Below are 13,807 nucleotides of genomic sequence, written 5' to 3'. Positions count from 1 at the left end.
AGAAAAGGACTATCGTCATCCTTTTCCCAATTTTTGTATCAATTATTTTACTATACATTAACTATATTTATTTTAGCAATCATGAGAGAATGGGGGAAGAAAAAATGAAAAATTTGAAAGAAGTGAGAGCGTTCATGAGAAAAGTTGCCATTTTGTTAATTTTATTTATTTTCCTCGTGCCATTTACTGCAATGGCGCATACCACTTTGACTGCATCCAATCCATCCGAAGGGGAAGTATTATCTACTCAACCAGAAAAAATTGAACTGGAATTCGGAACAGTGATCGAAGAAGGCAGTTCCATGACGTTAAGTGGGCCAGAAGATTCCATTGAGTTAAGTGAAATCACCGTAGCTGATAATATTATGACCGGTGAAGTAACGAACGAACTGCCAAATGGCCAATACATCATCGACTGGAAAATCATCGGTGAAGACGGACATCCGATTGAAGGGCAAATTCTTTTCGGTGTAGATGTTGAAGCTCCTCAAGAGGAAGCTTCAGAAGAAACGGCTGAAGAAGAATCGGCAATTGAAGAAGAGTCTGGTGAAACGGCAGAAGCTGCCGAAACCGCACAAAGCGAGGAAGAAAACAGCAACGTATGGGTGACTGTATTGATTGTTGCTGCCATTATTTTAGTCGCGGCGGGAATGGTTAAGCTCATGAAGAACAAACGATGATCGCTTTTACAGCTTTGTCCGATGTTTTCGTCTACATCGCATTTTCATACTTGGCAGGCTCGGTTGTTTTGAAGTTCGTACCGATTTCGAAAAAGCCGGTTCTCCGTGAATCGAAAGTTCTTGAACTGTTGAGCGTAGCTGCCATTGCTTTGTTTTCCATGGCACCGGTCATCGAATTGACGAACTTCCTTGCAGATGACCAAAGTTGGTTTGCTGTTTTCTTTTCGGTGCTAGTGGATTACCGGACTGGCCATGGCTGGATCGTGACGGGATTATTCTGCGTCATTTTAGCAGCAGCAATCTTGCTCAATTTTTCAAAACATATCACCGTGTATTTTTTAGGCGTCCTTATATTAGCGGTCGGCTACTTTAGCCATGTTTCGACCTTGAATTTATGGGGAGGATTCGCGAGCCACACGATTCATTTTCTTGCTATGGCCGTTTGGACAGGAATTTTGCTGCACGTTTCGTGGTTTGCGGAAAGCAAAACGGAATGGCGAAGTTTTCTTTCGTGGTTTACGCCGTTTGCCATCGCTTGTGTCGCCATCTTGTTTGCGAGCGGCATTGCCATCATGTTGTTTTTCGTAGAGCCTTCGCAATATGCCCGCTCTTGGGTATTGCCTTATGGCCAGCTCCTGTTGCTGAAGCATTTGAGCATCTTGCCGCTGCTCGCAGCAGCAGCGATCAATGGCTTCTTGAATAAACGAAAATATTATGAACGGGCATGGCTCCGCGCAGAAAGCGGCCTATTGCTTCTCGTTTTCCTATTTACGGCAATCATGAGCAAGCAAGCACCGCCGCATAATATCAATAACACATTCAGATCGGAAGGACCGGCGCCATTTTTAGAAATGTTGAAAGGTCCTCTCTATATCCCGATCGATGGAAGCTGGGATGCATCCATTAACGGTATCTTATTTATTGTACTCGGGCTGCTGCTGCTTGCCATGATGGTCATTGGCTACAAGCGCGCATTATCGCCTTGGCTATCAATTTTATGCGGAAGCGGATTTATCATTGCATCTTATATCGGTTTAATGTTAAATATGTCTTATTGAAAAAACAGTGCAGCGCCTATCTGCGTCTATGAGAATCAGTGAAGCCGTACTGGAATTTAGTCAATGAAAACTGGAACCAATCTCCCGGGATTGGTTTTTCATATGGAAAGGAGCGATTTGATGGAACGTTTGAAAGGGATTGCCATGATTTTATCGGGGGCTATGCTGTGGGGTGCGACAGGCCCATTAATGGAGTGGACAATGGCAGAATTCGGCATTTCAGTTTCGTTCTTACTGACCATTCGGCTGACCGTTGCGGGATTGCTTCTATTGCTTTTCCTGAAGCTGAAAAAAGTTAGGGTAACAGCTATTTTCACGGGGAAGATCTGGATAATGCCATTGATCATCTTTTCGTTATTCGGTATGCTCGGTGTGCAATTTAGTTTTGTTGCGGCCATAGAAGCAAGCGATGCGGTAGTTGCGACCTTGCTGCAGTTTCTAGCGCCTATTTACATTATCCTCTTCATTTCACTGCGCCAACGGAAATGGCCGCCGGTTTATCAAGTGGTTGGGATGATTGGAACCTTGGCCGGGCTGTTTCTGCTTTTGACAAACGGCAAGCCGACGCAATTGATCATTAGCGGTGAAGCTTTATTCTGGGGAATTCTTGTAGGGCTGACTTTTGCTTTCTATACGCTGTATCCCGCTAGGTTGATGCAGGAATGGGGAGTGCTGCTCGTAGTTGGCTGGTCGATGTTGTTTGGCGGGATTTTTCTCGGCTTGGCGAATCCGATTTTCCTTTCGGATGAATGGCCGAAATTGTCACAGGGCGGATTGGTTCTCGCAATCTGTACCATCATCATTATCGGCACGATTGCTTTTGTGTTGTTCTTGAGCAGCATGCGCTATATCACAGCCGTTGAGACGAGCATTCTTTCTTCGTTCGAACCGCTGACGGCAATGGTGATTTCAGTCCTTTGGTTCAATCAATTATTGGAGCCGCTTCAACTTGCCGGAGCGCTCGTCATGCTCGTTTTCGTCACTTGGCTGTCACTTGCTGGAGAGAAGAAAACAAAAAAAGCATAAAACTTCAGGTCTGGACGTATACATAAGCTTAAACCAAAAGGTGATGCAAAAAATGCATCGCCTTTTTCATTTTCTAATGACTTTTGCTACCTGTTGTCAGAAAACTGTGGCATAATAGTCAACAAAAGATTCGTGTTTCGAAATGTTTAGGGGGCTACACCAATGAAGACTGTTTTTGCATATGCTAAACCCTATAAGATCCCCATAATTTTTGCGTTGTTTCTTATGTTGCTTGAACTCACGGTTGAGTTGATGCAGCCTCTCGTCATCGCCAAAATCATCGACGATGGGATTCTGGAAGGAGATCAGGACCGGATTGTCCAATACGGAATTGTTCTGATGGCCCTTTCATTTATTGCCTTGCTGTCAGGCATCGTGAATTCCTACTACGCTGCGCATGTCTCCCAAAGTTTTTCATTTGATCTTCGCAAAGCCGTTTATGGCAAGATCCAATCCTTTTCGCTTGCGACGTTCAATAAGTTTCCGGCTTCAGGGTTGATCACCCGTTTGACGAGCGATGTGACGCTCGTCCAGCAGATTCTGTTCATGGGACTGCGCATCATGCTGCGTGCTCCGCTCCTTGTAATCGGCAGTATGATCATGGCGCTGGTGGTCAATGCGAAGCTTGCGGTTTACTTAGTTCTCGTGTTCCCATTTCTATTGGCATTCCTTTATTTCATGGTATTGAAAGGCGTCCGCTATTTCAGCTTTGTCCAGCAGCGGTTGGATCGCCTGAATCGGATGATCCAAGAAAATCTTCAAGCTGTCCGCTTGATCAAAGCGTATCTCCGCGGCAAGTATGAATCGAACCGCTTTTCTGAAGTGGCCGATTCCTTGAAAATAGATACAGTCAAAGCATTCCGGATCATGGAAACAATTTTGCCGATTTTACTTTTTGGCATGAACGTGTCGCTGCTTGCTGTTTTATGGTTCGGGGCTTCACAAATACAGGCAAACGGCGCCCAGATTGGCGAGCTGGTGGCGATTGTCAACTATGCGATGCGCATGACCGGTGCATTTTCGATGTTTTCATTCATCATTATGGCTTTTGCCCGTTCAAAGGCTTCATCTGAACGGATTGAAGAGATTTTATTGGCTGAAAATGTTTTGGAAAAGGATGGACAAGGAAAGCAGGCAGCTGTCGAAGACGGAACAGTCGTTTTTGAAAATGTTTCATTCTCCTATCCGGGAACTTCCGCTCAAGTGTTAAAAGACATTTCGTTTGAAATAAAACCAAACGAGAAACTGGCGATCATGGGTGCGACAGGTTCAGGGAAATCCTCATTGCTTCAGCTTATTCCGCGTTTTTACGACGCGACTGAAGGCAGCGTGCGGATACATGGCGTAGATGTCCAAGAATGGTCATTGCCAGCGCTGCGTAAAAGCATCGGGATTGTCCCGCAGCAATCGCTTCTGTTCACGGGAACGATTTCAGATAACCTTTCTTGGGGCAAAGACAAGGCTGCGCAAGATGAACTCGAGGATGCGGCCATTAAAGCGCAAATCCATGATACGGTAGAACATTTCCCGAAAGCTTACGATACAAGGGTCGGACAAAAAGGCGTCAATTTATCCGGCGGCCAAAAGCAGCGGCTATCGATTGCCCGTGCACTCGTACGGGAACCGGCCATTCTGATTTTAGATGACAGCACAAGCGCCTTGGATGTGAAAACGGAAGCCGCTCTTTGGGAAGAACTGGACCGCGAGCGCGCGACGATGCTTGTAGTTACCCAAAAAATCCGGACGGCCATGAAAGCGGACCGGATTCTCCTGCTGGAAGAAGGCGAGATTTCAGCTTACGGAACTCATCAGGAGTTGTTGGAAAAATCCGCTTTATACAGACAGATAGCCTTGTCACAACAGGAAGAGGAGGTGGATGAATATGTTTGATGCCATCCGGCGCCCTTTTGGATATGAACCGATCATCAGAAAAGAGGATTTAAAAAAGAAAGACGATAAAAAGACGGAACGCGCAAACAATTGGAAATCAACGCTTCTGCGCATCTGGAAACTCGTGGACGAACACCGTCTCCTATTGATTGCCGTATTGTCATTGGTCTTCGTGAGTTCAGCACTGGCTCTGTTGGGGCCGTTTCTGATCGGCCATATTATAGACCAGTATATTGTGCCGGAAGCTTTTGACGGGATGGGAATCATTATTGCCTGGCTGATAGTGGTGTACATTGGCCATTCCGTTTCCTTGTATTTGCAGAATTACTGGATGGTCGGCATTGCTCAACAAGTCATTTACCGGATGCGGAACGGTTTATTCGAACATCTTCAGCGCTTGCCGGTATCTTTTTTCGATAAACGGCAGCACGGCGAATTGATGAGCCGGATGACCAATGACATCGAAAACGTATCTTCTACTTTAAACAGCTCGTTTATCCAAGTATTTTCGAGCCTGCTGACTTTGACCGGAACAGTTGTGGTCATGTTATGGCTCAGCCCTTTGCTTACCGTATTGACGCTCATCATCATTCCGTTGATGTATATTTCCATGCAATGGATTACGAAGCGCACAGGCCGCCTTTATAAAGAACAGCAGCATGCCATCGGCGAATTGAACGGGATGATCGAAGAAACCATCTCCGGGCAGAAAATCGTAAAAGCTTTTTCCCAGGAACCGAGAGTGATGGAGGAGTTCTTGGAAAAAAGCGAGCGCCTGCGCCAGACCGGTTTCTGGGCCTGGACCTATTCCGGTTTCATTCCAAAGGTGATGAACTTTCTTAACAACGCGAGTTTTGCAATCGTAGCTGGAGTGGGTGGGATATTAGCCCTTAACGGCAGCGTTTCAATCGGTGTGATTGTCATCTTTACGGAGTATGCACGGCAATTCACGCGTCCACTAAATGATTTGGCAAACCAGTTCAACACGGTATTGTCGGCCATTGCTGGAGCAGAGCGCGTTTTTGCCATCATGGAAGAAACGGAAGAAAAAGACGATCAAGTATTGAATGCAGAGAAAGAATTGCAAGGTTATGTTGAATTCGATAATGTATCGTTCAAATATGAAGGGGCAGAAGAGGATTGGACCATCCGCGATGTCAGTTTTAATGTGGGGATTGGTCAAACAGCCGCTTTAGTCGGCGCTACCGGTGCTGGCAAAACGACGATCATGCAATTATTGGCAAGATTCTATGATGCCAATGAAGGCGAGATCCGTCTAGACGGCACCCCGATTGCATCAATGCCGAGAGAAACATTGCGGAAGCAAATCGCTTTTGTCCTGCAAGATCCTTTTTTATTCGAAGCCAGTGTTTATGAAAACATTCGCTACGGGCGGCTGGACGCGACTGATGAGGAAGTGAGAGCAGCGGCAGAAAAAGCCAATGCCCATGAGTTCATCGAGAAGCTCCCAGATGGCTATGAAACGATTCTCAAAGGAGACGGCTCTATGATCAGCCAAGGGCAGAAGCAATTGCTGTCGATAGCCCGTGCGCTTATCGCCGATCCGGTTATCCTTCTTTTGGACGAAGCGACTAGCAGCATTGATACCGTCACCGAATTGAAAATCCAGGAAGCCCTTGAACGCTTGATGGTCGGCAGAACCAGCTTTGTCATTGCCCATCGATTGAATACGGTCCGAAAAGCCGATGTTGTATTCGTGATGGAAATGGGCCGGTTGGTTGAGTCAGGCACGCAACAGCAGCTTCTTGAAAAAGGCGGAATTTACGCGAACATGCTTGAAGATGCAAAATTATAAAATGAAAAGGGTTGTCCCAAATTGCTTTTGGGACAACCCTTTTTTAATGAGTTTGGATGGCGGATCGCGGTTTGAAACGGCCGATCAGGATTTCTCCAAGTGGGATGGTTTTAGGAATAAGGATGGACAACACAATCGGAACCATCAATCCGAAGAAAGAATACGTAAAGACATTGTATGGCAAGAAATCTTCTACCATAAAGCCGATGAAGATATGCAAGTACATAATCGAAATCGAATGCGCTTCAATTTTTTCAAACCAAGGCATCCGAATAATCGGTGTGACTTTTTGAAAAAAGCCGATGATGACGACAGTAAACGCTAATGGAATGACTAAATCCAGAACAGCATGGTCATAGCGGAGAAATTTCATGCTCAAATGATAATCGATCCACCCCATTTCATCAGCACGGAATGCCATAAAGGCGACAGCTGCAGCGGCAGCAAGTGCAAGTGTAGGAATATTCATCCAAAATTTCTTGAAATAATAACCGATGGCAAAGTAAACGACCGCCATCAAGACGACATCCAAATTCCAAATCATTGGAATTTGCATAGAGGCGATATCGGGTTCGTTAGCTAGACCCATTGCAAAGGCCCCTTCAATTTCAGCAACTGCATAACAAGCTGCGAGAATCATGAATTGGAACAGGCGCTTCATGCGCGTGATCCATAAGAACAGTAAATGAGTAGCGAACATTACGGTGATAAACCAGAAGACGCCATGCTCTCCGCGTAGAAAACGACCGCCGACGGCCAGTTCAATCAGATCCTGCTTGAAGAAGGCCGCTGTAAAGGTGCCTTCTCCAATAGCCATTCCATATTTTATGGATGTAAGAAGAAGCAAAAAGAACAAGTAAGGGACCATCAATTGCATCAACCTTTTATGGATTGCCGGTTTCAATTTACTGTTTTCAGTTATGGGTTTAAAAAATAATCCACTTAAAATAAAGAATGCGGGCATGTGGAACCAGTATATGTATTTAATAAATGGAAAATCGGTCATAGTCGGACCAGAATAATGTCCCACCACAACGAGAATCATTAAAAAACCTTTTGCTGCATCTACCCAAGTTAAACGTGCTTTAGCCATTTTGCCTACCTCCAGAATTTTGCTAACCAGACTAGTATAGCCGAAGAAAAGGCGATTTAAACCGATGTTACACAACGGTAAAAGTTCGTTAAATTCTGTGATCATGTGATACCATAAACTAAAGAATGTCATCATAATATGTTATGTGAAAAATTAGCAATATTTATTAAAAAGTTAAAGGAAGGATGGTGGGAAATGAATATTTCACTATCAATCGAATCATTTCCGTTGGATTCCTACACAATCCAAGATATGAAGCATTTGCTGACAGAATTCGGAGGGAGCTACAGCACAGTTCTTCAAGAAGCTTCTTGGAATCAACCGAATATCCGAGGCTTTGCTGTTTTGGCTTATACAGAAGAGGGGCAGCTTATCGGTTTTGCGACTTCTACGGATATTGTCAACCTCCATCATTATGAATGGTCTGTATTTGTGCATCCTGAATATCGCAGAATGTCGATCGGTTCAGCACTTGCTGACGGCATTCATCATGGACATGAACAGCGGCAGGCAGACGGAGCACTGGCTGCTTTTATCGAAAATCCAGACGCAGAGAAATTTCTGCAAAGCTTAGGGTATGGTCCTGATTTTAAAGAAATCCAAATGGCTGCCGACTCGTTAAAAGAAATCGCTTTGCCAGAGGGACTTTCAATTCTTCCTTTTGATGGCCGAATCGAAGAGCTGGAAACCCTGCTCGTATCCGCTTTCGATTCTGATATCTTGCCAGTAATCGCTTTTAATCAAGCCGAAGAGGGCCGGGAAATTTGGGTGATGAAAAAAGACGGGGAACTTGTCGCTACTGCTACACTCGTGCAAGAAGATGGCGCTTTATGGCTGACTGCTTTCGCTGTCGACCCAGCTCAGCAAGGCAAGGGATACGGCAAAGCCTTTCTCTTATGGAGCCGCTACATGGCCCATATACAAGGGATGGAGCAAATTATGCTGGATGTAGAAACGGCCAATGACGCATTGCAGATTTATCGGAAATCACAATTTGAACCTGTCCAGACAATTGCGTATTGGACAAAACGAAAAGCGTAATAGAAAAGAAGAGCGGAATTCAGGCAATGTAAAAACCGCCTGCAATTGCAAGCGGCTATTTTGAAAACCAATCTTACTTATTAGTTTTGGGCTCTGAATTCTTTTTCAGTGCCATCTTCAAAGCGGACTTCGACTTCCATTGATGTATAGCCGTCTTCTAGACCGAATGCTTCGACGACTTGCTGGATCGCTTCGTCATCAGTGGAATCTTTTGTAATCTCTAATTGCTGGAAAGCAGGTTCCAATTCGTCCATTGCATCATTACCGGATAAATTCTGTTCAGAGAAACGGTTGCTGTATTCCGCTTCGACTTTGTCCTTGTCTTCTTCATAGCTGACGTCAACTGCATCATCAAGTTCAGGGTAATCCGCGTCTACGCTGAATTCAGTAAAGCCGAATGTTCCGCCGCCAATATTTTCTTCTTCAATGCCGCCGCTTGGGCTTGCATCGCTTGTATTTTCAGATTCCTGGGTTTCCTGTTCAGGGGCTACGGGTTCAGTCACTTCATCTGAATCTCCGCATGCAGCCAAAACTATGGCAGAAGATAGCATCAAGGCAGTCAATAAAGGTTTTTTGGTTGAAATCATGAAAGTCATCCTTTCGATTGTCATTCGTTATAACTATGTATTCCCGGTTTTTAGCTTTTTAATCGTTATTTTAGAATAGTTAAAACAAAAGACGAGCCTAGTAGAAGAAGAGCCAGAACGGAGTTTTACAATGGATAAGTATACAAATGGGCAAAATATAGCTGCTGCAGCTGAAAAGAACATACGCACTGATTTTAAGGAAAGTATGACTTATGGGGAGTATTTGCATTTGGATAAATTATTGGATGCGCAGGAGGGGGTTAGTGGACATCACGATGAATCTCTTTTTATTATCATCCACCAAGTATCTGAATTGTGGATGAAACTCATCTTGCATGAACTGCATGCTGCCATCCGAAATATCGATGAAGACGATCTCCAGCCCGCATTCAAGCAAATGGCCCGGGTTTCCAAAATCCAAACCCAGATTATCCAGGCCTGGGACGTGTTGGCAACGATGACTCCCGCTGAATATATGGAGTTCCGCGACGACTTAGGCAATGCCAGCGGATTTCAATCCTATCAATATCGGTTAATTGAATTTGCATTAGGGTATAAGACAAAACATGTACTTAAAATCTACGAAAAAGATGCAGCTCTTTCCAATACATTAACGGAAGCTTTTCAAAAGCCTGGATTATACGACGCCGCTATTCAAAAATTGGCGAGAAGCGGCTTTAAGATTGATGAAGCTATCTTAAGCCGGGATGTCACGACCGTTTACGAATCAAACGACAGCGTTAAAGCTGCATGGAAGACGGTTTATCGGGACGTAGACAAGCACTGGGAGCTTTATCAACTTGCAGAAAAACTGGTGGATATTGAAGATTCCCTTCAGCAATGGCGGTTCCGCCATATGAAAACTGTAGAACGGATCATCGGCTTCAAGCAAGGGACAGGCGGATCTTCTGGCGTGCATTATTTGAAAAAGGTGCTGGACCAATACTTTTTCCCTGAACTTTGGGAACTGCGTTCAGATATTTAAGTGATTAAGCAGGGGAGAGAGAAAAAAAGATGAAGATATATGCACATAGAGGCTGCTCGGGAACGCATCCCGAAAATACATTGGCTGCTTTTAAAGCAGCGGCCGAATTGCCGATTGACGGGGTGGAAATTGATGTCCATCTTACGAAGGATGGGGAAATTGTCGTCATTCACGATGAAAAGATCAATCGCACCACAGACGGCAAGGGTTACGTAAAAGACATGACCTTATCGGAATTAAAGGAATTTGATTGTGGATCTTGGTTTTCGGATAATTGGAGAGGTGAACGCATCCCGACTCTTGAGGAAGTATTGAGCGTTTTCGAAAACACATCTCATCGTATTAATATCGAAATCAAGTCGGATATTTTCCCTTATGATTCCTTGGTCAATAAGGTCATCGAAAGCGCTGAAAAGTTTGGAATGGGCAAACAGATTGTCATTTCTTCTTTCAATCACGAAGACATTCAAAAAGTATGCCGCGATACCGACATAGAATCTGCCATTTTAACGTCTCAGATCTTTGTAGATGTTTACGATTATGCGCGCGTTATCGGCACGACACGCATCCATTTGTCTTTGCCTTCCGCATTCCGGAGAATGGCGACAGATGCTTTGCGTAAAGGCGCGATTGTCTATGTCTATACAGTAAACAGCGTGGAATATGCATCAGAGCTACGGAAAATAGGCGTCCATGGAATTTTCACCGATTATCCAGAACGCATGTTAAACGAATTCAAATAAAAGAGGCGCTGCTCAGCGCCTCTTTTATTTATGAAGAATGAATTAGGGCTTTTAACTATTTCTGCTTTTTCACCATTTTGCATAATGTTCTTCAATGGCTCCGAGCATTTGAAGAATTTTGACTTTTTTGCCGTCCGGATAACGGACGTAGCCATTATAATAGCCGAAAAGCTGATGGACTTCAGATTTAATCACTCGCACATCTGTTTTTGAGACCCGTTCAAAAAAAGGCGTAAAAGTCAGCTTTACGTCATCTGAGAATTTGGTGTGGATCAGCCACGGTTCTTTGTAATTCTCTTTATTGTAATGAAAAATGACATCTTCGTGGATTTTGGTCATTTTGCCGTTGACGAAAAATGCATTTTCCGTCATACCGGTTCCATCCGTCCATTTACCGCCGAAATTCAAGCCGATTGATCTTCCGAGTGAACGTTGGGAAGCCATCGCCCAATTCCACGAAGATTCACGCGGCCAAACGCCTCGCCCATAATCGAGGACGGCGAAGCTCTCATCCGGTTCAAATTCAAAGCGTTGGCTGCCAATTTTCACTTCGCCCGAAGTCGGGAGGGAGTGGTGCTTGCCAGTGAATTGAAAAGTTTGGCGGTTCCATGGAATGACCACATTCAATGATTCATACGATTCAGGATGCTGAATAACAAGAGATGCTTGAAGCGGTTCTCCGTCAAAGTCTTTAATCCGGACGTTGAGGAGGGTCTGGTTTTCTTTGTATTCAAAGTTGATATCCATTTCCTCATGGCGGAAATGGCTCGTATCCAATACTTCATTGGATAATTTAAGTTGGCGGGTAAAGGGCACCACCACGGTTTTTTCAAAGAATCGCTGAGTTTCATAATTTAAAAAATAGACAAAGCAGACAGTTGCATAATCAAGATGGCTGATAGTGGCAGAGAACATGATGTCTTCTCCGAAAACGCACCAATAATTCCATTTCTTTTTACGCATAAAATTGCCGCGCAAATTGCTGATGACAAGCGGCTGGCGCGCGTATCCAATCGCTCCAGGATTTAATTGGCCTTTTGCATCACAAAGCATTACATTTTCCGTAAGTTCCCGTTCAACATGTTGCATTAAATCCACCTCACTCATCATTCTACTTACTATTGTATCAGACGAGTTATCAAATAGCCGATATGACCGGTTTAGAAAAACAAATTTTCAAATAAAGACTCGAATCATTTTTAGGTGGACAATAAATCAGATGGCGTTCTTTCTCCACATTAAAGCAATGGTGCCTTCACCGGCATGGACTGCTAAAGAAGAGCTTAAGTCTCCGATCAGGATTTCTGCTTGCGGAGCAATCTTCAGCAGCTCCTGTTTTAAACTTTCAGCTTCATTGTGTACATTGGCATGCATGATTTGAAAACGATTTATGCCGTATTCCTGATGGTCCTGCTTTGCATGGTCAATTAAATATTGAACGGCTTTTTTATGTGACCGCACTTTATCGATCGGCTGCAATTCACCTTCTGCACTGATTTGTACGATTGGCTTTACTTTCAGCAAACTGCCTAAATAGTACTGAGCTCCGCTCATCCGTCCGCCTTTGTAAAGCTGGGAAAGGTTGCCGATCAAGATATAGTTGCGGAAGTCATGTGCTTCCTGCTCCAAGCGATGCGCGATTTCTTCAGCTGTTTTTCCTTGCTGTTCAAGAAGCATTCCGCGTTCAATCAATCCGCTTAATCCATAAGAGAGGGCAAGAGAATCCACTGCATAAACCTTGAAACCGGTCATTTCAGCTCCAGCTGTCGAAGAGGCGATAGTGCCGCTCATTTTGGCAGACGCGTGGACGGCAATGGCACATTCATATTGTTCGTTCAATTTTTCATATAGCTCTGCAAATTTTCCGGCCGAGGGCTGTGAAGTTTTAGGGAATTCTTTGGCACTTTTAATTTTTTCATAGAGTTCGGTATTGGATAAATCGATTCCATCGTCAATGTATTCTTCAGCGTCAAAGTGGATATTCAAAGGAACGATATACACGTCCGGATGGGACTTGAATTCGTCGGTTACATAGCCTGTAGTGTCCATGATCCAAGCAATTGGTTTTTTCATAGGTTTAATCATCCTGTCATTTAATAATTTTGAATAATTAAACTATAACACGAATAATATTTTCCTCATAGAGAAAACAGCGAGGCAAGGTAACGGGATGGAAACACGAAAGAAAATAACTTTTTACAGAATAACTTTTAAGCGTTTGAAAAGCGTTGGCGAAACGATTCTGCAATGTCGTTCCGGTGTTTTGCCAAAATGAGAAAAATCGCTGCAGCCATCGGCCACCAGACCAGCAATTCTCCGAAAATAAAAATCCCGATGATGTATGCAGCCATGGCAAATAGCATGGTTAAGGTAGCACTTTTCACGAACGGAAAAAATAAGAGAAAAACGACAAACATAATAGCAAAAAGTTCCGGCGTGAAATAAAGTGAAGCCCCGATAAAAGAAGCAATTCCTTTCCCGCCTTTTCCTTTTAGCCAAAAAGGAAATAGGTGGCCGCAAATGACCAATAAACCTCCGACTGCAATGGCCCACTCGCTATATTGCAGATAGTGGCCAAGCCAAATAACAGCTACGGCCTTTAGGGCGTCGCCGATGAAAGTCAGCAAAAATGCCGTTTTTCCAATGACTGCGCCAGCATTTCGCGCACCTAAATTTCCGCTTCGATGCTGTTGAAGATCGACGCCTTTCCATTTGCCGATCCACCAGGCGGTTAAAAAATTTCCGATAAGGTATGCTGCTATCCAATACAAAATCATGAGTTTCCTCCCGAATGCCGTCTTTTCTTCTATTTTATACAGCTTGTGCTTTAGAAGGAAGTGATGGGCCCTAATTATATGAAGGCAAAAAAAAGCCCCTGCTTTAAGGAA

At 44.1% G+C, this 13,807-nt stretch carries 13 protein-coding genes; 8 read left to right on the top strand and 5 right to left on the bottom strand.

From position 1 onward, the window contains the following. The first annotated feature begins 104 nt into the window (after positions 1-104). From NFU07_RS06015 to NFU07_RS05995, 5 genes are all read left to right on the top strand, one after another. Positions 105-680: a copper resistance CopC family protein gene (locus NFU07_RS06015; RefSeq protein ID WP_251475822.1), complete on the top strand. Its 576-nt coding sequence runs from the start codon at positions 105-107 to the stop codon at positions 678-680. After that, positions 677-1,738: a copper resistance D family protein gene (locus tag NFU07_RS06010; RefSeq protein ID WP_251475820.1), complete on the top strand. Its 1,062-nt coding sequence runs from the start codon at positions 677-679 to the stop codon at positions 1,736-1,738. Before NFU07_RS06015 ends, NFU07_RS06010 begins: the two co-directional genes overlap by 4 nt. A 120-nt stretch (positions 1,739-1,858) precedes the next feature. Then, on the top strand, positions 1,859-2,764 hold the full coding sequence (locus tag NFU07_RS06005; RefSeq protein WP_251475818.1) for a DMT family transporter: 906 nt from the start codon (positions 1,859-1,861) through the stop codon (positions 2,762-2,764). Between the two features lie 162 nt (positions 2,765-2,926). Then, entirely contained in the window at positions 2,927-4,654 is a 1,728-nt protein-coding gene (locus tag NFU07_RS06000; RefSeq protein ID WP_251475816.1) for an ABC transporter ATP-binding protein, read from the top strand. Further along, positions 4,647-6,470 (top strand): ABC transporter ATP-binding protein, encoded by a 1,824-nt coding sequence (locus NFU07_RS05995; protein WP_251477130.1) that lies wholly within the window; start codon positions 4,647-4,649, stop codon positions 6,468-6,470. The genes NFU07_RS06000 and NFU07_RS05995 overlap by 8 nt, the downstream gene beginning before the upstream one ends. Before the next feature lie 43 nt (positions 6,471-6,513). Here the strand turns inward: NFU07_RS05995 and NFU07_RS05990 are convergent, their stop codons facing one another. After that, the gene (locus tag NFU07_RS05990) at positions 6,514-7,563 is read right to left on the bottom strand and encodes an acyltransferase family protein (RefSeq protein ID WP_251475814.1); all 1,050 of its coding nucleotides are present in this window, start codon (positions 7,561-7,563) and stop codon (positions 6,514-6,516) included. Positions 7,564-7,758: 195 nt separating this feature from the next. On the opposite strand from NFU07_RS05990, the gene NFU07_RS05985 reads away from it, so the two are divergent. After that, positions 7,759-8,604 carry a GNAT family N-acetyltransferase gene (locus NFU07_RS05985; RefSeq protein ID WP_251475813.1) on the top strand — a complete coding sequence of 282 codons (846 nt, stop codon included), beginning with the start codon at positions 7,759-7,761 and terminating at the stop codon, positions 8,602-8,604. An 80-nt stretch (positions 8,605-8,684) separates the two neighbouring features. Here the strand turns inward: NFU07_RS05985 and NFU07_RS05980 are convergent, their stop codons facing one another. Then, on the bottom strand, positions 8,685-9,191 hold the full coding sequence (locus tag NFU07_RS05980) for a YusW family protein (protein ID WP_251475811.1): 507 nt from the start codon (positions 9,189-9,191) through the stop codon (positions 8,685-8,687). A gap of 130 nt (positions 9,192-9,321) precedes the next feature. Between NFU07_RS05980 and kynA the strand changes: the two genes are divergently transcribed. Both kynA and NFU07_RS05970 read left to right on the top strand, forming a co-directional pair. Continuing rightward, entirely contained in the window at positions 9,322-10,176 is an 855-nt protein-coding gene (gene kynA, locus NFU07_RS05975; RefSeq protein ID WP_251475808.1) for a tryptophan 2,3-dioxygenase, read from the top strand. A 29-nt stretch (positions 10,177-10,205) separates the two neighbouring features. Further along, positions 10,206-10,919, top strand: a complete 714-nt coding sequence (locus NFU07_RS05970) for a glycerophosphodiester phosphodiesterase (protein ID WP_251475807.1) — start codon at positions 10,206-10,208, stop codon at positions 10,917-10,919. A 69-nt stretch (positions 10,920-10,988) separates the two neighbouring features. Here the strand turns inward: NFU07_RS05970 and NFU07_RS05965 are convergent, their stop codons facing one another. The 3 genes from NFU07_RS05965 to NFU07_RS05955 all read right to left on the bottom strand — a co-directional run bounded on the left by NFU07_RS05965 (position 10,989) and on the right by NFU07_RS05955 (position 13,696). Continuing rightward, positions 10,989-12,008, bottom strand: coding sequence for a DUF2804 domain-containing protein (locus tag NFU07_RS05965; protein WP_251475805.1), 1,020 nt, complete (start codon positions 12,006-12,008; stop codon positions 10,989-10,991). A 126-nt stretch (positions 12,009-12,134) separates the two neighbouring features. Beyond that, a complete protein-coding gene (locus tag NFU07_RS05960; RefSeq protein ID WP_251475803.1) occupies positions 12,135-12,992 on the bottom strand; it encodes a DegV family protein in 858 nt (285 codons plus the stop codon). 137 nt (positions 12,993-13,129) lie between these two features. After that, positions 13,130-13,696 (bottom strand): glycerol-3-phosphate acyltransferase, encoded by a 567-nt coding sequence (locus NFU07_RS05955; RefSeq protein WP_251475801.1) that lies wholly within the window; start codon positions 13,694-13,696, stop codon positions 13,130-13,132. Positions 13,697-13,807 lie beyond the last annotated feature (111 nt).

Source organism: Planococcus sp. NCCP-2050 (assembly GCF_023708025.1).
GTDB lineage: Bacteria > Bacillota > Bacilli > Bacillales_A > Planococcaceae > Planococcus.
This window is presented reverse-complemented; position numbering and strand designations above follow the sequence as displayed.

Coding starts and splice junctions, on each gene's coding strand:
- NFU07_RS05970 (WP_251475807.1), top strand. CDS start 10,206: ATGAAGATATATGCACATAGAGGCTGCTCGGGAACGCATCCCGAAAAT.
- NFU07_RS05990 (WP_251475814.1), bottom strand. CDS start 7,563: ATGGCTAAAGCACGTTTAACTTGGGTAGATGCAGCAAAAGGTTTTTTA.
- NFU07_RS05965 (WP_251475805.1), bottom strand. CDS start 12,008: ATGCAACATGTTGAACGGGAACTTACGGAAAATGTAATGCTTTGTGAT.
- NFU07_RS05955 (WP_251475801.1), bottom strand. CDS start 13,696: ATGATTTTGTATTGGATAGCAGCATACCTTATCGGAAATTTTTTAACC.
- NFU07_RS05985 (WP_251475813.1), top strand. CDS start 7,759: ATGAATATTTCACTATCAATCGAATCATTTCCGTTGGATTCCTACACA.
- NFU07_RS05995 (WP_251477130.1), top strand. CDS start 4,647: ATGTTTGATGCCATCCGGCGCCCTTTTGGATATGAACCGATCATCAGA.
- NFU07_RS06005 (WP_251475818.1), top strand. CDS start 1,859: ATGGAACGTTTGAAAGGGATTGCCATGATTTTATCGGGGGCTATGCTG.
- NFU07_RS06010 (WP_251475820.1), top strand. CDS start 677: ATGATCGCTTTTACAGCTTTGTCCGATGTTTTCGTCTACATCGCATTT.
- NFU07_RS05980 (WP_251475811.1), bottom strand. CDS start 9,191: ATGATTTCAACCAAAAAACCTTTATTGACTGCCTTGATGCTATCTTCT.
- NFU07_RS06000 (WP_251475816.1), top strand. CDS start 2,927: ATGAAGACTGTTTTTGCATATGCTAAACCCTATAAGATCCCCATAATT.
- NFU07_RS06015 (WP_251475822.1), top strand. CDS start 105: ATGAAAAATTTGAAAGAAGTGAGAGCGTTCATGAGAAAAGTTGCCATT.
- kynA (WP_251475808.1), top strand. CDS start 9,322: ATGGATAAGTATACAAATGGGCAAAATATAGCTGCTGCAGCTGAAAAG.
- NFU07_RS05960 (WP_251475803.1), bottom strand. CDS start 12,992: ATGAAAAAACCAATTGCTTGGATCATGGACACTACAGGCTATGTAACC.